15 protein-coding genes are annotated in these 17,315 nt (G+C 71.6%); 9 read left to right on the top strand and 6 right to left on the bottom strand.

All coding sequences use genetic code 11. The annotated features are described in order from the left end of the window. Positions 1–5 precede the first annotated feature (5 nt). Genes ACQHII_RS21315 through ACQHII_RS21305 form a run of 3 tightly spaced genes read left to right on the top strand, consistent with a single transcriptional unit; the run spans position 6 to position 2,916 of the window. Complete coding sequence (locus ACQHII_RS21315) at positions 6–1,583, top strand: 4-coumarate--CoA ligase family protein (RefSeq protein WP_427920797.1); 1,578 nt, start codon at positions 6–8, stop codon at positions 1,581–1,583. Next, positions 1,580–2,314, top strand: coding sequence for an enoyl-CoA hydratase family protein (locus ACQHII_RS21310; protein WP_427920796.1), 735 nt, complete (start codon positions 1,580–1,582; stop codon positions 2,312–2,314). The genes ACQHII_RS21315 and ACQHII_RS21310 overlap by 4 nt, the downstream gene beginning before the upstream one ends. Next, positions 2,302–2,916, top strand: coding sequence for a TetR/AcrR family transcriptional regulator (locus ACQHII_RS21305; protein ID WP_427920795.1), 615 nt, complete (start codon positions 2,302–2,304; stop codon positions 2,914–2,916). The genes ACQHII_RS21310 and ACQHII_RS21305 overlap by 13 nt, the downstream gene beginning before the upstream one ends. Before the next feature lie 66 nt (positions 2,917–2,982). Here ACQHII_RS21305 and ACQHII_RS21300 read toward each other — a convergent pair whose 3' ends face one another. After that, positions 2,983–4,089, bottom strand: a complete 1,107-nt coding sequence (locus ACQHII_RS21300; protein ID WP_427920794.1) for a citrate synthase 2 — start codon at positions 4,087–4,089, stop codon at positions 2,983–2,985. Positions 4,090–4,332: 243 nt separating this feature from the next. Between ACQHII_RS21300 and pdxH the strand changes: the two genes are divergently transcribed. Further along, complete coding sequence (pdxH, locus tag ACQHII_RS21295; protein WP_427925381.1) at positions 4,333–4,962, top strand: pyridoxamine 5'-phosphate oxidase; 630 nt, start codon at positions 4,333–4,335, stop codon at positions 4,960–4,962. A gap of 274 nt (positions 4,963–5,236) precedes the next feature. Here the strand turns inward: pdxH and ACQHII_RS21290 are convergent, their stop codons facing one another. Then, positions 5,237–5,776 (bottom strand): nucleotidyltransferase family protein, encoded by a 540-nt coding sequence (locus ACQHII_RS21290; protein WP_427920793.1) that lies wholly within the window; start codon positions 5,774–5,776, stop codon positions 5,237–5,239. 152 nt (positions 5,777–5,928) lie between these two features. Here ACQHII_RS21290 and ACQHII_RS21285 point away from each other — a divergent pair, with 152 nt between their 5' ends. After that, positions 5,929–7,347 carry a PAS domain-containing protein gene (locus tag ACQHII_RS21285; RefSeq protein WP_427920792.1) on the top strand — a complete coding sequence of 473 codons (1,419 nt, stop codon included), beginning with the start codon at positions 5,929–5,931 and terminating at the stop codon, positions 7,345–7,347. Positions 7,348–7,370: 23 nt separating this feature from the next. Here ACQHII_RS21285 and ACQHII_RS21280 read toward each other — a convergent pair whose 3' ends face one another. Next, positions 7,371–8,126, bottom strand: coding sequence for an SIS domain-containing protein (locus ACQHII_RS21280; protein WP_399115440.1), 756 nt, complete (start codon positions 8,124–8,126; stop codon positions 7,371–7,373). Positions 8,127–8,375: 249 nt separating this feature from the next. On the opposite strand from ACQHII_RS21280, the gene ACQHII_RS21275 reads away from it, so the two are divergent. Both ACQHII_RS21275 and ACQHII_RS21270 read left to right on the top strand, forming a co-directional pair. Next, positions 8,376–9,068 carry a metal-dependent transcriptional regulator gene (locus ACQHII_RS21275; RefSeq protein WP_019075666.1) on the top strand — a complete coding sequence of 231 codons (693 nt, stop codon included), beginning with the start codon at positions 8,376–8,378 and terminating at the stop codon, positions 9,066–9,068. Positions 9,069–9,597: 529 nt separating this feature from the next. After that, a complete protein-coding gene (locus ACQHII_RS21270) occupies positions 9,598–10,455 on the top strand; it encodes an alpha/beta fold hydrolase (protein ID WP_427920791.1) in 858 nt (285 codons plus the stop codon). A gap of 113 nt (positions 10,456–10,568) precedes the next feature. Here the strand turns inward: ACQHII_RS21270 and ACQHII_RS21265 are convergent, their stop codons facing one another. The 3 genes from ACQHII_RS21265 to ACQHII_RS21255 all read right to left on the bottom strand — a co-directional run bounded on the left by ACQHII_RS21265 (position 10,569) and on the right by ACQHII_RS21255 (position 13,711). Then, a complete protein-coding gene (locus tag ACQHII_RS21265; protein WP_427920790.1) occupies positions 10,569–12,179 on the bottom strand; it encodes a transporter in 1,611 nt (536 codons plus the stop codon). Further along, positions 12,176–12,949 (bottom strand): ABC transporter ATP-binding protein, encoded by a 774-nt coding sequence (locus ACQHII_RS21260; RefSeq protein ID WP_427920789.1) that lies wholly within the window; start codon positions 12,947–12,949, stop codon positions 12,176–12,178. Before ACQHII_RS21260 ends, ACQHII_RS21265 begins: the two co-directional genes overlap by 4 nt. A 108-nt stretch (positions 12,950–13,057) precedes the next feature. After that, positions 13,058–13,711 carry a bifunctional DNA primase/polymerase gene (locus ACQHII_RS21255; RefSeq protein WP_026179578.1) on the bottom strand — a complete coding sequence of 218 codons (654 nt, stop codon included), beginning with the start codon at positions 13,709–13,711 and terminating at the stop codon, positions 13,058–13,060. Positions 13,712–13,976: 265 nt separating this feature from the next. On the opposite strand from ACQHII_RS21255, the gene ACQHII_RS21250 reads away from it, so the two are divergent. Together ACQHII_RS21250 and ACQHII_RS21245 are read left to right on the top strand one after the other, a co-directional pair. Next, on the top strand, positions 13,977–15,362 hold the full coding sequence (locus ACQHII_RS21250) for a transcriptional regulator (protein WP_427920788.1): 1,386 nt from the start codon (positions 13,977–13,979) through the stop codon (positions 15,360–15,362). Positions 15,363–15,562: 200 nt separating this feature from the next. Then, on the top strand, positions 15,563–17,299 hold the full coding sequence (locus tag ACQHII_RS21245) for a hypothetical protein (protein WP_427920787.1): 1,737 nt from the start codon (positions 15,563–15,565) through the stop codon (positions 17,297–17,299). Positions 17,300–17,315 lie beyond the last annotated feature (16 nt).

Here is a 17,315-nt window from a genome sequence, read left to right as displayed (position 1 = left end):
GAACCATGTTCCGCAGCGAGTACGCAGACGTTCCGGCCGTAGAACTCCCCATCCACGACGCGGTGTTGGCCGGGGCCGCGGAGTTCGCGGACGAGCCCGCGCTGATCGACGGCACGGACGGGACGACCCTCACGTACGCCCAGGTGGACAGGTTCCACCGCAGTGTCGCGGCCGGGCTCGCGGAGGCGGGCGTGGGCAAGGGGGACGTCCTCGCGCTGCACAGCCCGAACACGGTCGCCTTCCCGCTGGCGTTCTACGCGGCCACGCGCGCGGGTGCCTCCGTCACGACGGTGCACCCGCTCGCCACGCCGGAGGAGTTCGCCAAGCAGCTGCGGGACTCGGCGGCCCGCTGGATCGTCACGGTGTCACCGCTGCTGGAGTCGGCCCGCCGGGCGGCCGAACTCGCGGGCGGCGTCGAGGAGATCTTCGTCTGCGACAGCGCGCCCGGACACCGTTCGCTGGCCGACATGCTCGCCTCGACGGCCCCCGAGCCGGTGGTCGACATCGACCCCGTGGAGGACGTCGCGGCCCTCCCGTACTCCTCGGGAACGACCGGTGTCCCCAAGGGCGTGATGCTGACGCACCGGCAAATAGCCACGAATTTGGCCCAGTTGGAGCCCGCGGTGCCCACCGGGCCCGGCGACCGCATCCTCGCCGTCCTGCCGTTCTTCCACATCTACGGCCTCACGGCCCTGATGAACGCACCCCTGCGCAAGGGCGCCGCGGTCGTCGTCCTCCCGCGCTTCGACCTCGAAACCTTCCTCGCGGCCATCGAGAACCACCGCATCACCGGCCTCTACGTCGCCCCGCCCATCGTGCTGGCCCTGGCCAAGCACCCGGCGGTCGCGCAGTACGACCTCTCGTCGCTGAAGTACATCATCAGCGCCGCCGCACCCCTCGACGCGAAGCTCGCCGCCGCCTGCTCGCAGCGCCTGGGCCTGCCGCCCGTGGGCCAGGCGTACGGCATGACCGAACTGTCCCCGGGCACCCACGTGGTCCCCGTACGGGACATGCCCACGGCACCCCCCGGCACGGTCGGCAGACTCATCGCCGGCACCGAGATGCGGATCGTCTCCCTCGACGACCCCGACAAGGACCTCGGCATCGGGGAGGCCGGCGAACTCCTCATCCGCGGCCCCCAGGTGATGAAGGGCTACCTCGGCCGCCCCGACGACACCGCCGCGATGATCGACGAGGACGGCTGGCTGCACACCGGGGACGTCGGCCATGTGGACGCCGACGGCTGGACGTTCGTCGTCGACCGGGTCAAGGAACTCATCAAGTACAAGGGCTTCCAGGTGGCCCCCGCCGAACTGGAGGCCCTCCTGCTCACCCACCCGGGCATCGCCGACGCGGCCGTGGTCGGCGAGTACAACGAGGACAACAACGAGGTCCCGCACGCGTACGTGGTCCGCCAGAAGGCGGCCGTGGACCCCTCCGAACTCTCCGAAGGCGAGGTCATGATGTACGTCGCCGAACGCGTCGCCCCCTACAAGCGGGTCCGCCGGGTCACCTTCATCGACGCCGTCCCGCGCGCCGCCTCCGGCAAGATCCTGCGCCGCGAACTCCGAGGCCGCTCATGACCCTGATCGGCCGGTCCCGCGAACGCGGCATCGAGACCCTGAGCCTGGACTCGCCGGACACCCGCAACGCGCTGTCGGCGCCCCTGGTGGCCGAGTTGGCGGACGCGCTGACCGACTGCGCCAAGGACACGGACGTACGCGCGATCGTCCTCACGCACACGGGGAACACGTTCTGCGCGGGCGCGGACCTGCGGAACCCACCGCCCCCGGACGCGCTGGTGGCCGTACTCCGCCAGATAGTGGAGACGCCCAAACCGGTCGTCGCCCGCGTGACGGGCCACGTACGGGCGGGCGGCCTGGGCCTCCTCGCGGCCTGCGACATCGCGGCGGCGTCCGGGGAGGCCACGTTCGCGTTCACGGAGGTACGGATCGGGGTCGCCCCGGCGGTGATCTCCCTCCCGCTGCTGCCCCGCACGGACCCCCGCGCCCTGGCCCGCTACTACCTCACCGGCGAACGCTTCGACGCGCCGGAAGCGGCCCGCATCGGCCTGCTGACAACGGCGGGAGAGGACGTCGACGACTCCCTCGCCCCCGTCCTCGACGGCCTGCGCCGCTCCGCCCCCGAGGCCCTGGCCGAGACGAAACGGCTGCTCACGGCTAGGGTGCTGGAGACCTTCGACCGGGACGCGGCCGACCTGACCGCGCTCTCGGCACGGCTGTTCGCCTCCGCGCAGGCCCGCGAGGGGATGACGGCCTTCCTCGAACGACGGGATCCCGCATGGCTGGTGTGAGCGCGGCGCCCGCGCCGGGCACGGTCGACCGCAGACCCAAGCAGGACCGCAGCCGGGCCACCCGGCAGCGCCTCCTGGAAGCCGCCGTGTCCTGCCTCGCCGAACACGGCTGGGCGGGCTCCACGGTAGCCGTCGTGGCCGAACGCGCCGGCGTCTCCCGAGGCGCCGCCCAACACCACTTCCCCACCCGCGAGGACCTCTTCACGGCGGCCGTGGAGTACGTGGCCGAGGAACGCTCCACGGCCCTCCGCGCCCTGTTCCCGGAGGGCGCGGAGGACCGCCGAGTGGTGGTCGAGGCCCTGGTCGACCTCTACACGGGTCCCCTGTTCCGAGCCGCCCTGCACCTATGGGTAGCCGCGTCGAACGAGGACCAACTCCGGCCCCGGGTAACGGAGTTGGAGGCGAGAGTGGGCCGAGAGACCCACCGCATCGCGGTCGACCTGCTGGGCGCGGACGAGTCGAGACCGGGCGTACGGGAAACGGTCCAGGGCCTCCTGGACATGGCGAGGGGCCTGGGCCTGGCGAACCTGCTCACAGACGACAGAGGCAGGAGGGAAAGGGTCGTCGCCCAATGGACAAGCCTGCTGGAGGAGGCTTTTTAGGGGCGCGGGGAACTGCGCGACCAGCCCCCACGCACCCGCACTCGCCAACGCTCCTCAGGTCTCCCTTCAGTGGGCGATATCCCCGAACCCCTCGATCGCCTCAGGCCCCCGCGAGGCGGGCCCCACATACCGAGCAGACGGCCGCACCAACCGCCCCGTCCGCTTCTGCTCAAGAATGTGCGCCGACCATCCCGCGGTCCGCGCACACGTGAACATCGACGTGAACATGTGCGCCGGCACCTCGGCGAAGTCGAGCACGATCGCCGCCCAGAACTCGACGTTGGTCGCCAGCACCCGGTCGGGACGCCGAGCGTGCAGCTCCGCGAGCGCGGCCTTCTCCAAGGCCTCCGCGATCTCGAACCGCGGCGCCCCCAACTCCCGCGCCGTGCGCCGCAGTACACGCGCCCGAGGGTCCTCGGCCCGGTACACCCGGTGCCCGAACCCCATCAACCGCTCACCCTTGTCCAGCGCCTGCCGCACATACGCCTCGGCGTCCCCGGTCCGCTCGATCTCCTCGATCATCCCGAGCACCCGGGACGGCGCACCTCCGTGCAGCGGCCCGGACATGGCGCCCACGGCCCCCGACAGCGCGGCGGCCACATCCGCCCCGGTCGACGCGATGACCCGAGCCGTGAACGTCGACGCGTTCATGCCGTGCTCGGCGGCGGACGTCCAGTACGCGTCCACCGCGGCGACGTGCTTCGGATCCGGCTCGCCCCGCCACCGGATCATGAACCGCTCGACGACGGACTGCGCCTTGTCGATCTCGCGCTGCGGCACCATCGCGTTGCCCTGCCCACGGGCGGACTGGGCGACGTAGGACAGCGCCATGACGGCCGCGCGGGCGAGGTCGTCGCGGGCCTGCTCCTCGTCGATGTCGAGGAGCGGCTTGAGGCCCCACACGGGCGCGAGCATGGCCAGCGCGGACTGTACGTCGACGCGGATGTCCCCGGAGTGCACCGGGATCGGGAACGGCTCGGCGGGCGGCAGCCCGGGGTTGAAGGCGCCGTCGACGAGCAGTCCCCAGACGTTGCCGAACGAGACGTGACCGACCAGGTCCTCGATGTCGACGCCCCGGTACCGCAGGGCACCGCCTTCCTTGTCCGGTTCGGCGATCTCCGTCTCGAACGCGACGACTCCCTCGAGTCCAGGTACAAAGCCGGGGTCGGACATCGGGCGGCTCCTCAAGCTGTGGCTCCACGGTCACCGGGGACTCGCGGGCCGAAGACAGAGACAGCAGCACCATAACGCCGGGTGCCACCCAAGGGGAGGGTATGCGGCACTGAGTGCCACCCGAACTCGTGGCCGTACCCGCCGTACGGCAGGATGACCGCCGTGACCGACCGCGAACCCACCGACGGTGAAGCCACCGCCCGCGATTCCGCCGCCCGTGATCCCCGCCTCGACCCCGCCGCGATGCGAAGGCAGTACCGGGCGGCGGGCCTCGACGAGAAGGACCTGGCGCCCGGCCCCATGACGCAGTTCGGCCGCTGGTTCGAGGAGGCGGCACTCCAGGACCTCGTCTACGAGCCCAACGCCATGGTCGTCTCCACCGCCGACCCCGAGGGCCGCCCCAGCTCCCGCACCGTCCTCCTCAAGGACTACGACGAACAGGGCTTCGTCTTCTACACGAACTACGAGTCCCGCAAGGCCCGCGAACTCGCCGCCAACCCGTACGTCTCCCTGCTCTTCCCCTGGCACCCGATGGCCCGCCAGGTCCTGGTCACCGGCACCGCCCGCCGCACCGGCCGCGACGAGACCGCCGCGTACTTCCGCACCCGCCCGCACGGCTCCCAGCTCGGCGCGTGGGCCAGCGCCCAGTCCTCGGTGATCGCCTCCCGTGCCGAACTGGAGTCGTCCTACGCCGAGTTGACCGCCCGCTACCCCGAGGGCGAACAGGTCCCGGTCCCACCCCACTGGGGCGGTTTCCGCATCGCCCCGCAGACGGTCGAGTTCTGGCAGGGCCGGGAGAACCGCCTCCACGACCGCCTCCGCTACACCGCCGAACAGGACGGCGGCTGGCGGCTGGAGCGCCTGAGCCCCTGACCCGCGGGGGCCCGCAAACGCAGGCGACCCGCGAGCTCAGGTCCCTCCGCCTCGCGGCGGGGGAGCCGGCCGGACGTACCGGCGAGCTCGCGGGTCGGGTGACTGCGTTGGGTTAGGCCGGTTGCGCGCAACTCGCACGCGCTGGCCCGGCGCCGAACCGAGTACGACGGCGGGCCACTAGCCCGCAGTCACCTCTTCCGTCCGGTATCCATACATCTGCCGAACCACCTCCTTTCCGAAGTACTCGCCACCCTAAGAACCCCCTGCCGACGGATCAACCGCTTTTCGCGGACGGCATGGGCCACGGCAGCACCGTCAGCTCCGGCCAGGACTTCCGCCAGCGGGCCGTCTTCGTCTCGTAGACGCGCCAGGTGCCGTCCTCCTTGAGGCGTACCGCGAGGCAGCAGGTGGTCGACGCGAAGGAGTCGATCGCGGACTCGACGGAGTCGTAGGGCGGGCACGGGGTGCCGAACTTCCGCTCGTACCAGAGGTGGACTCGGGCCTCGTTGCGGATCTCCACGTCGGCCGGGAGGCCGGCGAAGGTTTCGCGTCCTGCGCGGATCGCCCTGTCCTCCGCCTCCCAGGAGAGGTCCGTGGCGTCGTAGTAGAAGACGTCGTAGTCCTTGATGCCGTGGGTGGGGGGACGGCCGGTGACCGTGTTCCAGATCGTTTGGAAGAGGCAGCCCGCGGTCAGGTACCAGTCGGGGAGGCCGAGGGCCGCGGTGCGGTCGAGGACTTCCAGGAGGGTCCGGTTGCGGGACAGCGTCGTCCGCAGCGCGGTGAGCTGTTCGTCGAGGGGGAGGCGGGCGGGCATCGGTCGAGTGTGCCGGTGCCGGAAGCGGTGCCGTACAACGATTCCCTCAATCTTTGGGAACGCGGTGTGTGCTGCGTCACGTTCGAGTTGAATGATGGTGAGTGAGTGAACCGACGCTCCGTGTCCGCGGACGCAGCCTGCAGGGGGTCCAGGTGAGTGCTTCCCGGCGTAGTGGGACCACCGACGAGTTGGGTCCCGACGAGCCCGAGCGGGACGGTGGTCCCGAGGGACCCGCCTCGTCCGATCTGCTGGCTGCCCTGCTGGACGGGATGGACGCGGCACTGTGTGCCTTCGACGCCGACGGCGTGCTGACCCACTGGAACCGCGAGGCCGAGCGCATCCTCGGCTGGACCGCCGCCGAGGCCGTCGGACGGCACGGGCTCGCCGGGTGGGCCGTGCGGAGCGCGGACGCCGAGGAGGTCGAGGGGCGGCTCATGTCCGCCATGCAGGCTCCCGGGCGGCAGGTGAACGAGTTCGCCCTCCTCACCAAGGACGGTGGGCGCGTGCTGGTGCGGACGCAGTCCGCCGCCGTGCGCGGGCCCGACGGGAAGCCGGCCGGCGTCTACTGCGCCTTCAGTGAGGTGCACGCCCAGATCGACCTGGAGCGGTCGATCGCGTTGAGCGAGGCCCTCTTCGAGGACGCCTCCTGGGGGGTCGTGCTCGTCGACGCCGATCTGCGGCCCGCCGTCGTCAACGCGCATGCCGCGCGGGCGCTCGGTACCGGGCGCACCTCCGTCCTCGGACGGCCTCTCGGTGAGCTGCTGGCGCAAGGTGTCGAGGAGTTGGAGGCCGCGCTCACGCATGTGCTGGCCGAGGGCGCGCCGCCCGCGCCGGCCGAGATCTGGGTGAGCGTACGGACGCCCGAGGGGCAGCTGCGGCGCTGCTGGCGGAGCGGGTTCCTGCGGCTGGCCTCGCCGCTCACCGAGGAACCGGTGCCGCTCGGTGTCGGCTGGCTCTTCCAGGACGTCACCGAGGCCAAGCAGATCGAGCAGGAGGCCTCCCTGCTGCGCTTCCGCGCCCAGCAGCTGCACCGGGCCGCGCGTGCCGCCGCCGAGTGCGAGGACCCGCGCGACGCGGCCACCGTCCACCTCGACTTCGCCCTCGCCGGCTTCGCCGACCACGCGCTCGTCGACCGGGTCGTGGGTGGATCGTTGAACGATTCCGACGGTGCGGCAGCAGCGGTCGTACGGCTCGTCCGGGTCGCCGCCACTCCTACGGGGGCGCCGGGGCCCAGCCTGCTCACCGGCGCGGCCGGGCTGCCCGTGCGCTACGGAGAGGGGCACCCCGCCCTCCAGTGCGTCGAACGCGTCGGCTCCGTGCGGGCCAGTATCGGCGCCGTCCCGCCCGAACAGGCCCGGGAGTGGGCCCGGGCCCGCCAGTGGCCCCTGGACGCCGTGCACGCGCTGTGCGCGGTGCTGCGCAGCCGGGGGCGGACGCTGGGTGTGGTGACGTTCCTGCGCGGGGCGGGCCGCAGCCAGTTCGAACGGTCCGACTCGATCTACGCCGAGGACGTGGCCGTACGGATCGCGGCGGCGCTGGACCTGGCGGCGGAAGCGGGCGAGAAGCCCTAGGGATGCACCAGTACTCGGGCGCCTCAGTACTGGTAGAAGATCCGGTCCCGGTACTCCTCGAAGACCCGGCCGTTCCACTCGTGGCCGCCGTCGACGTTCCCGGAGCGCAGCAGCGGCGGCTCGATGCCGCGGTCGGCCAGGGTCGCCGCGGCCGTCGCCATGACGGCCTGGAGGAGGGCCGCGGTGACGACCGTGGAGGCGGGGGCGAACGGGGCGGGGATGGCGTCGTGGGTGAGTTCCGCGTCGCCGATCGCGATCTTCGAGTCGAGTACGACGTCGCAGTGGTCCTTGAGGTACGTCCCCGAGGAGTGCCGTGACGTCGTCTCCGAGGCGTACGCCACCGAGGTGACGCCGATGACGCGCACGCCGAGGGCGCGGGCCTTCATGGCCATCTCCACGGGCAACGCGTTGCGGCCCGACAGCGAGATGATCACCAGGGCGTCGCCGGAGCGCAGCGGTGACGTTTCCAGGACCACGCCCGCGAGGCCGTCGACGCGCTCAAGGGCGGAGCCCAGCGTGGCCGGCATGACGTCGACGCCGAGAACTCCGGGGACCACGAGGAGGTTCATCAGGGCGAGGCCGCCCGCGCGGTAGACGAGGTCCTGCGCGGCGAGCGAGGAGTGCCCGGCGCCGAACGCGAAGAGGCGCCCGCCGTCGGCCACGGTGTCCGCGAGGAGCGTGCCGGCCGCCCCGACGGAGTCGGCCTCTTCGTCGCTGACCCGCTGGAGCAGGGTGATCGCGGCGTCGAAGAACTGGCCGGCCGGCGTACGGTCGCTCATGCGGGAGCCCCCTCGGTGAGTTTGTGTCGCGGATCACCGTGCGGTCTGGACCAAGTGGATGTCAATACGGCGTCGAGGGCGATCCGGTCCGCTGCGGAGCGGGCGGAGAGGGGCTGTGCGGACCGCCGTAACCGGCTGGTTTCAACGGCGCGGCACGGTTGTCAGTGCGATGCGTCAGAATTGAGTCCAGGGCCAGCGCACGCGCCGCGGAGCCGCCGAGCTTCGGGCAGAGGTAATCGAGGGGCACGTATGTCCGGACTGATCGACACCACGGAGATGTATCTCCGCACCATCCTCGAGCTGGAGGAGGAAGGTGTGGTCCCCATGCGCGCCCGCATCGCCGAGCGGCTCGACCAGAGCGGCCCGACGGTGAGCCAGACGGTGGCGCGCATGGAGCGCGACGGCCTGGTGGCCGTCGCCAGCGACCGCCATCTGGAGCTGACGGACGAGGGCCGCCGGCTCGCCACGCGCGTGATGCGCAAGCACCGGCTCGCCGAGTGTCTGCTCGTCGACGTCATCGGCCTGGAGTGGGAGCAGGTGCACGCCGAGGCCTGCCGCTGGGAGCACGTGATGAGCGAGGCCGTGGAGCGGCGGGTCCTGGAGCTGCTGCGCCACCCCACGGAGTCGCCGTACGGCAATCCGATCCCCGGTCTCGAGGAGCTGGGCGAGAAGGACGGGGCCGACCCGTTCCTCGACGAGGGCATGGTGTCGCTGGCCGAGCTGGACCCGGGCCTGGACGGCAAGACGGTCGTGGTGCGCCGGATCGGCGAGCCCATCCAGACCGACGCCCAGCTGATGTACACGCTGCGCCGCGCGGGCGTGCAGCCCGGCTCGGTGGTGAGCGTGACGGAGTCGGCCGGCGGGGTGCTGGTGGGCAGCGGTGGCGAGGCGGCCGAGCTGGACTCGGACATCGCCTCGCATGTGTTCGTCGCCAAGCGCTGACCACGTCCTGAGCGCGGCGGGGGCGTCAAGGGGCCGTCAACTCGTGGGGCTGGAGCGGCTGTTGTGGCGTTCCGCCGGTCGCTGAGTTTCCAAGATTCAGTGCGCTGAATCGCAGCGCTGGGACGCTTCGCGTGCCAGGCTGTCGCGAGAGGCATATGACCGTGAGGGGGCGGGAGGATGTGCCGCAAACGTGGGGGTGGCCCCGGCGCCGTGCGGCGCCGGGGCCTGTCCTCCCCTGTGCTGACCCGGAGCCCCGAGCTCTCAAGGTCATCCCCTTCGGACCGGTTTCCCCGAGCGGTCCGCCTCCCGGTGAAGATCTCCCCTCGGCGGCGGCGATCATTCCTTGAGCCGGGTCACTCGAACGAGGGGTGTTGCGGCCGGGGACCGCATTTTCGAATCTGTATTCGATAACCTGTGGGTGATGAAACGCGCGGGGCGTGACCTGTAGGAAGAGACGAGCAAGAGAAGAGACGGAAGCAAGAACGAACGGCACAAGCGGCAGAGCGTGGCTAGGGGGGTGCCAGGACCAATGGCGCGGCGCATCGACGTGACCGGAGCAGGCGGCGTACGCCTGGCCGCATGGGAGTTCGCGGACCCTCCCAAGCTGGGGGAGATCGAGCGGGCACCCGGAGTTCTCTTACTGCACGGCCTGATGGGCCGCGCCTCGCACTGGGCGTCCACCGCCCGCTGGCTCTCCGAGCGGCACCGCGCGGTCGCACTCGACCAGCGCGGCCACGGCCAGAGCGACAAGCCGCCGCAGGCGGCGTTCACCCGTGAGGCCTACGTCGAGGACGCGGAGGCCGCGCTCGAACAGCTGGGGCTCGCCCCGGTCGTCCTCATCGGCCACGCGATGGGCGCGCTGACCGCGTGGCAGCTCGCCGCGAAGCGCCCCGATCTGGTGCGGGGGCTGATCATCTGCGACATGCGGGCGTCCGCGCTGGGTGCGGCCTCGCAGCGGGAGTGGTCCGACTGGTTCAAGTCCTGGCCCGTGCCCTTCGCCACGCTCGCGGACGTCCGCAAGTGGTTCGGCGAGGACGACCCGTGGGTCGAGCGGCCGAACCCGTCCCGGGGGGAGTTCTACGCCGAGGTCATGCACGAGTCTCCCGACGGGTGGCGGCCGGTGTTCGAGCCGGAGCAGATGCTGAAGTCGCGGGAGACGTGGGTGTACGACGCGCACTGGGAGGAACTGGCTCAGGTGCAGTGTCCCGCGCTGGTGGTGCGGGGGCTGGACGGGGAGCTGGGGCGGGCGGAGGCGCAGGAGATGGTGCGGGTCCTTCCCAGGGGGGAGTACGCCGAGGTGAGTGACGCGGGGCATCTTGTCTTCTACGACCAGCCTGAGGCCTGGCGGGCGGCTATTGAGCCGTTTCTTGATGGGGTGCTGGTGTGAGATCGCTTACGGGGGTGGGGAGTTCGGTTGATTGGCGGGTGCGGGTGCGTTGTGGCTGGTCGCGCAGTTCCCCGCGCCCCTAAAGATAAAAGACACAAGACAAAAGCCGTAAGTCACCCCTTGCTGACCGCCGCCAGGATCTCCGGCAACCGCCTCGCCGTCCCCGGTGCCGCCAAGCGCAGCCCCGCATACGTGATCGCCGCCCCGTACCCCGCCCCCACCGGCAGCAGCACCCAGCTCCACTGATCGCCGCCCGCGCTGACGTTGGCCCAGATCGTGAGGACGATGACGGGGGAGCAGAGCAGGGCCGCCGAGATCATGCCGCCGAAGATGGAGATCCAGGCGAGGCCGGCCTGGCCGGGGGCGACGTTCTTGTGGCCGCCCTGGGGGATGGAGTAGGGGAAGCGGGCCGAGGTCCAGGCGCCGGTGGCGAGCATCGCGCCGAGGAGGGCGAAGGAGAGGCCGAGGACCTCCGGGAGCCGGTGCCAGTTGCCGAGCATCGCCGTCGTGAGGACGGTCACCAGCGCCGCGTACGGCACGGTGATCAGCAGCAACGCCATTGCACGGGCGCGGAGTTCGACGTAGGCGTCCCTGGTCGTGGAGATCGTCGTCGCGACCATCCAGAACGCCGAGGTGTCCTGCCCGAACTGGTTGTACATCTGGATGCCGAGCATCCCGGCGGCGAAGCACGCGAAGTAGACCGAGCCGGTGCCCTGCAACGCGTTGAACACCGGCACGATCAGACCGATTGCCAGTGAAGTCACCCACGCCGCCTTGGTCTTGGGGTCGCGCCAGACATAGCGCAGGCTGCGTTCCATGACCGTTCCGGTGCGGCCGGCCGGGAGGAGGCGGGCCAGGCCGTCGGCGGACGCCTTGTCCCTCGCGGCCGGTTCGGCGGACTGGAGGGTGGAGCCGTCGGGCGAGGTCATCAACTTGGTGAGGCTGCGCGACCAGAGGGAGAGAAGGGTCGCCAAAGCGCCTACCGACAGGGCCAGTTGGACGGTCGCCGGGCCGTACGAACCCTTGCTCACCGAGTCCACCGCGCCGACCGCCGACGCGGGCGGCACCCAGCGCAACACCTCCGCCGCCGGGTCGAGTTGGGACAGCCCGGACGAACCCAGGCGCTGCGCACCGAAGTTGACCAACTGCGCCCCGACCGCGATCACCAGCCCGCTCAGCACCGCGAGGTCCCGGCCCTTGCGGCTGGTCAGCAGGCGGATGTTGGCGGCGGCGACGGCCCGCGCGAGGGCCACACAGACCAGCAGGGAGAGCGGGAGCGCCAGGACCGCCGTGACGTACGCGGCGGCGCCGTGCGCGACCGCGATCACCGAACCGAGCAGCAGCACCAGCGTGAACAGCGGCCCGATACCGACCAACGAGGCCGCCAGCAGCGCCCGTACGAGCTGCTGCGGCCGCAGCGGCAGCATCACCAGGCGGGTCGGGTCGAGGGTCTCGTCGCCGGTCGGGAAGAACAGCGGCATCACCGCCCAGCCCAGCCCCAGCACCGCCACCAGGATGACGACCACGGAGTGCGCGTGCGCGTCCCCGCGCAGCGCGATCAGCCCGAGCAGTTGCAGCGCCGCGAACAGCAGCGCCACGACCGCCGACGCGACATACGCGGCCCGCCGCCCACCGGACTGCCGTAGACCGTTGCGCAGCAACGACAGCTTCAGGCGTACGACGACCGGAGTGATCGAGGCCGGGGGCGTGATCGTGTCGGTCATCGGGTGCCGCCGCCCAGCCAGTCGAGGTCGGAGCCGTGGTCGCGGGCGCCCGCGCCGACGAGTTCGAGGAACGCCTGCTGGAGGGTGGGGGATTCGCCGCGCACCTCGGCCAGGGTGCCCTGGGCGCGGATGCGGCCGGCGGCCATCACGGCCACCCAGTCGCAGAGGGACTCGACGAGTTCCATGACGTGGGAGGAGAAGACGACGGTGGCGCCGGAGGCGGTGTACCGCTCCAGGACGCCCCGGATGGTCTGCGCGGAGACCGGGTCGACACCCTCGAACGGCTCGTCCAGGAACAGGACTTCGGGATTGTGGAGGAGAGCGGCGGCGAGCCCGATCTTCTTGCGCATACCGGTGGAGTAGTCGACGACGAGCTTGTGCTGCGCCCCCGCCAGATCGAGCACGTCCAGCAGCTGAGTGGCCCGCTTGTCGACCTCGGCACCGGGCAGCCCCCGCAACCGTCCGCTGTAGCCGAGGAGTTCACGTCCAGAGAGTCGTTCGAACAGTCGTAGACCTTCCGGCAATACCCCGATCCGCGCTTTGACGGCCACGGGGTCGGCCCATACGTCGTGCCCGACGACCTCGACCGTCCCCTGATCGGGCCGCAGCAACCCGGTCACCATGGAGAGGGTGGTGGTCTTCCCGGCCCCGTTCGGCCCGACAAGCCCGATGAACTTGCCTGCGGGCAACTCCAGATCAATCCCGGCCACGGCAATCTGTTGCCCAAACCGCTTCCAGAGCCCACGCACACGCACGGCAGCAGACGTCATACCTTGCAGCCTACGGTCAGGGGTCCTACCTAAGGGGCGCGGGACAGTGTCGATATGCGGCTCCGCCGCGGGGCGCGCCCAGCCACAGCGGACCCGCACCCGCCAACGCTACCGATCCCGCCCACACGCATACGCGAGCGGCGAGATCAACTCCTCCGCATCCGGCAACCACCGATTCGCAGCGGTCGGCCGACAGGCCCACTGCACAGCCCCCCGAGACCCGAACCGCGTGGGCGGCGCAGCCACATACGCACCTTCACCCAGCACCACGAGATCAAGAGTGGCGGGCGACCACCCGATCTTCCGCACCAGATCCGGCACCTTCACCGAAGCCCCCGGCAGAACGAAGAACTCCATCCGCCGCGACGGCGTCAACGTGACAGGACCCAGCGTCAACTCCATGCGTTCCATCCGCGCCAGCGCGAGGAACCCGGCGGTCTCCGGGACGGAGATCGCGTCGAACGTCCGCCCGGTGGGCAGCAGAATCGATGCCCCTGGCTGCTTCTGCCACATCCGCCGCGCGACCGTCGCACTGCCCGTCGCCTGCGTCGCCCAGTCCTCACGCGCCGGATGTGCGCCGGGTGCGGCGCACGCGGGGTCCTCGCACGAGCAGCGCTGCACCCCGTCGACGGCTTCCAGCCAGGTGCCGGGGAAGACGTCCCAGTGGCGCTCCTCGGCGTAGCGTACGGCTGTCTCCAGCAGCGATTCCCCGCGCTGCTTCGGAATCTGAGCGGCTTCGGTGCCCGCGATCGTCTCTTCCACGCCCAACACAACTCCCGCACCCACCTCGGGTTACGGCTGTAGCGCGCGCGGGGGAGGAGCATCGATTCCGCAACTGGGGCGCATGGATGCATGTGCGGGGGCGCGCGGGAGGACCGAGGGCGGTATCGGGGTAGCCACGTGAGGGGCGGGCGCGAGCCTTTACCCCGGCATTCCTCGCATGCTTCGCATTTTCGCCATGTTCGCTGGGCATTGATCTTCTCGGCCGGATCTTTTCGCTTCAGGGGTTGTTCCCAGGGGGTACGCCATGGCCGCAAGGCCACTTGTCGCGCGGCAGCCGAACGAACGGCTGCAGGCGCTCATCCAGGAGGCGGGGTGCTCGAACGCCGGGCTGGCCCGCCGGGTCAACATGTGCGGCGCCGAGCACGGTCTCGACCTGCGCTACGACAAGACGTCCGTGGCCCGCTGGCTGCGGGGACAGCAGCCGCGCGGGCGCGCTCCGGCGGTCATCGCCGAGGCGCTCGGCCGCAAGCTGGGCCGTACGGTCACGATCGACGAGATCGGCATGGCCAACGGCAAGAACCTCGCGTCGGGTGTGGGTCTTCAGTTCTCGCCGACCGTCCTCGGGGCCATCGAGCAGGTGTGTGAGCTGTGGCGCAGTGACGTGGGGCGGCGGGACTTCCTGTCCGGTTCGTCGGTCGCCGCGTCCGCGCTGGTGGAGCCGAGCCGCGACTGGCTGATCTCCTCGCCGGACTCGCAGGTCGCGCGCGCGGCGGGACCGAGGGTGGGCCCCTCCGACGTGGCGGCCGTGCGCGCGATGACGCAGGCGCTCGGCGAGTTGGACCACCAGTACGGCAGCGGGCATGTCCGCCCGGTCGTCGTGCACTACCTCAACAGCGTCGTCTCCGGGCTGCTGGCGGGCTCGTACCGCGAGGCCGTGGGGCGTGAACTGTTCGCCGCCGTCGCCCGGTTGACGGAACTCGCCGGCTACATGGCCGTCGACACCGGTCAACCCGGCCTGGCGCAGCGGTACTACATCCAGGCGCTGCGTCTCGCGCAGGCGGCGGGGGACAGGGGGTACGGCGGGTATGTCCTGGCGGCCTCCATGAGCCATCTCGCCGCGCAGCTCGGGAACCCGCGTGAGATCGCGCAGTTGGCGCGGGCGGCGCAGGAGGGGGCGCGCGGGCGCGTGACCCCGCGGGCCGAGGCGATGTTCCACGCGGCGGAGGCGCGCGGGCACGCCCTGATGGGTGACGCGCGGTCGGCGCAGCTGGCGTCGGGGCGCGCGGTGAGCGCGCTGGACGCGGCGGATCCCTCGTCCGGGGACGACCCGGCGTGGATCGGGCACTTCGACGAGGCGTATCTCGCCGACGAGTTGGCGCACTGCCACCGCGATCTCGGGCAGGCCGAGGCGGCGGCCAGGTGCGCGCAGGAGTCCCTGGACGGGCACCCGGAGTCGCGGGCCCGCCGCCGGGCCATCGGCTACGTCCTGCTGGCGAGCGCGCAGGTGCAGCAGCGCGAGGTCGAGCAGGCCTGCAACACGGGCCTGAAAGCGGTGGAGTTGCTCGGTTCGCTGCGCTCCAACCGGGGCGCCGAGTACCTGGAGGACCTCCAGCAGCGCCTGGAGCCGTACCGGGACGAGCCGGTGGTGCGGGAGTTCGGGGCGCGGATGGAGTTGCAGGCCGCCGCGTGAACAGGGAGTGAAGGAAGCCTCCGGTGGTGATCCCGTGGTGAAAGGAGGGCGTAGAACGGGATTTGGCGCGGATGAGGGGCCGGAGTTGTTACCGAGGTCACAAGTGGAGAGGTCCAGTCCAGTGCTGCGTGGCACCGGGCTCGGGGTACCCGGTAGCGTGAACCGACGATCCCGAAGGTCCCCCATTCGTAGGAGTCCCGGTGACGCAGAGTGGACAGGGCGAGGAGCCCTCGGCGCGGCTCGCGCGCGAAGGCATCGTGCTGCCCTCCGACGGAGGTGAACCCCTCCTTCCGGGTATGACGGGCGGACGCGGTGACCAGCAGTCGGCAGGGCAGCCGCCGAGCACACCCCCGGGCGGTCAGGCCTGGGGCGGGTCGTGGGGCCCGGACCAGGGGCACGACCCGCAGCACCGGACGCCGGCCCCGCCGCCGGGCCAGGGCTGGGGCGACGCGCAGCAGCCGCAGCAGTGGGGCGCCGCCCCCGAGCAGCCGTCCCCGTGGGGTGCCCAGGAGGGCATCCCGAGCCAGCCGGGGGCCCTGCCCCAGGAGAGCGCCCAGCACGCGGCCTACGGCGTGCAGCAGCAGTCGTACGCCCAGGAGTACTCGTCGGCACCGGGATACGCCCCGGAGCAGCCCGCCGGGTACGGGGCGGGCGCACCGGGCTACGGACCGGGCGCACAGGACTACGGCTACGGATACGGAGCTTCCGGTTCGGGCGGAGCGCCCCTGCCCCCCGCCGCCTCCACGGCCTCCTCCTCGTCCGCGTTTCCGAGCGCCCCGCTGCCGCCCGCCGACGAGGGCGCGACGCAGTTCATCCCGCCGGTGGTCAACCTTCCCGGCGACGAGGGTGCCACCCAGTTCCTGCCGCCGGTCCCGGCCGCGCCGATGGACGAGGGGGCGACGCAGTTCATCCCGCCGGTGCTGCCCGGGGCGCTGCCGCCCGAGGTGTCCGGCGGTGCCGGGCCGATGCCGCCGGCCGCGCATCCCGACGCGCAGCCCACGCAGTTCCTCCCGCCGGTGCCCGCGCAGGGCGGCGCTCCCGGGTACGGGGGACGGCCGGGCGGGGCGGAGGACCGCCAGCCGCCCGCCGAGTTCGACAACCTCTTCCGCACCGGCGAGGCACCGGCCGGGTCCACGCAGCAGCTGCCGCGCTTCCAGCAGCCGCCGCGGGCCGAGCAGCCGGGCTACGGGCAACAGGGCCACGGACAGCAGGGCCACGGGCAGCAGGGCTACGCGCAGCCGTCGTACGCCCAGCCCGGCTACGCCGATCCGTCGTACGCCCCGCCCGGGCAGGACGACGACGGCGGCCGGGGCGGGCGCCGTTCGCGGGTGCCGCTGATCGCCGGGGTCGGGATCGTCATCGCGGTCCTCGGGGTCGGTGCCGGGGCGCTGCTCAGCGGTGGCGGGAGCAAGAGCGACGGCAACAAGACGGTCGCCGCGACGTCGGCCGCGACCGGGGGTTCCTCGGCGGCGGGTACCGACGCGGCGAAGGAACAGGCCGTCGCACTCGACAAGTTGCTGGCCGACAGCGGCAGCAGCCGTGCCTCGGTGATCAGTGCCGTCGGCAATGTGAAGGCCTGCAACAACCTCGACGGCTCCGCCTCCGACCTGCGGGACGCGGCCACGCAGCGCACCGAACTGGTCACGAAACTCTCGCAGTTGACAGTGGACAAGCTGCCGGACAACGCGGCCCTGACGACCGCGCTCACCAACGCGTGGAAGGCGTCCGCCTCGGCCGACAACCACTACGCGGCCTGGGCCGACCAGGCCGCCGGCAAGCACGGCTGCAAGAAGGGCCAGGCCCGCACCACCGGCCAGACCGCCGCCGGGAACGCGGCGAGCGGGGTCGCCAGCAACCAGAAGACCAAGGCCGCCGCGCTCTGGAACACGATCGCGAAGACCTACGGCCTGACCCAGCGCCAGCCGACCCAGCTCTGAGGCGGAGGAACGGACG

The organism is Streptomyces sp. cg40 (assembly GCF_050320165.1).
GTDB classification, from domain to species: Bacteria; Actinomycetota; Actinomycetes; order Streptomycetales; family Streptomycetaceae; genus Streptomyces; species Streptomyces hokutonensis.
The sequence above is the reverse complement of the archived record's forward strand: the minus strand, read 5'-3'. Positions and strand labels throughout refer to the sequence as shown.

Bases quoted from the DNA above. Each gene is read 5' to 3' on its own strand.
- ACQHII_RS21310 (WP_427920796.1), top strand. From the start codon at position 1,580: ATGACCCTGATCGGCCGGTCCCGCGAACGCGGCATCGAGACCCTGAGC.
- ACQHII_RS21250 (WP_427920788.1), top strand. From the start codon at position 13,977: ATGGCCGCAAGGCCACTTGTCGCGCGGCAGCCGAACGAACGGCTGCAG.
- ACQHII_RS21260 (WP_427920789.1), bottom strand. From the start codon at position 12,949: ATGACGTCTGCTGCCGTGCGTGTGCGTGGGCTCTGGAAGCGGTTTGGG.
- pdxH (WP_427925381.1), top strand. From the start codon at position 4,333: ATGCGAAGGCAGTACCGGGCGGCGGGCCTCGACGAGAAGGACCTGGCG.
- ACQHII_RS21305 (WP_427920795.1), top strand. From the start codon at position 2,302: ATGGCTGGTGTGAGCGCGGCGCCCGCGCCGGGCACGGTCGACCGCAGA.
- ACQHII_RS21300 (WP_427920794.1), bottom strand. From the start codon at position 4,089: ATGTCCGACCCCGGCTTTGTACCTGGACTCGAGGGAGTCGTCGCGTTC.
- ACQHII_RS21275 (WP_019075666.1), top strand. From the start codon at position 8,376: ATGTCCGGACTGATCGACACCACGGAGATGTATCTCCGCACCATCCTC.
- ACQHII_RS21290 (WP_427920793.1), bottom strand. From the start codon at position 5,776: ATGCCCGCCCGCCTCCCCCTCGACGAACAGCTCACCGCGCTGCGGACG.
- ACQHII_RS21270 (WP_427920791.1), top strand. From the start codon at position 9,598: ATGGCGCGGCGCATCGACGTGACCGGAGCAGGCGGCGTACGCCTGGCC.
- ACQHII_RS21315 (WP_427920797.1), top strand. From the start codon at position 6: ATGTTCCGCAGCGAGTACGCAGACGTTCCGGCCGTAGAACTCCCCATC.
- ACQHII_RS21280 (WP_399115440.1), bottom strand. From the start codon at position 8,126: ATGAGCGACCGTACGCCGGCCGGCCAGTTCTTCGACGCCGCGATCACC.
- ACQHII_RS21265 (WP_427920790.1), bottom strand. From the start codon at position 12,179: ATGACCGACACGATCACGCCCCCGGCCTCGATCACTCCGGTCGTCGTA.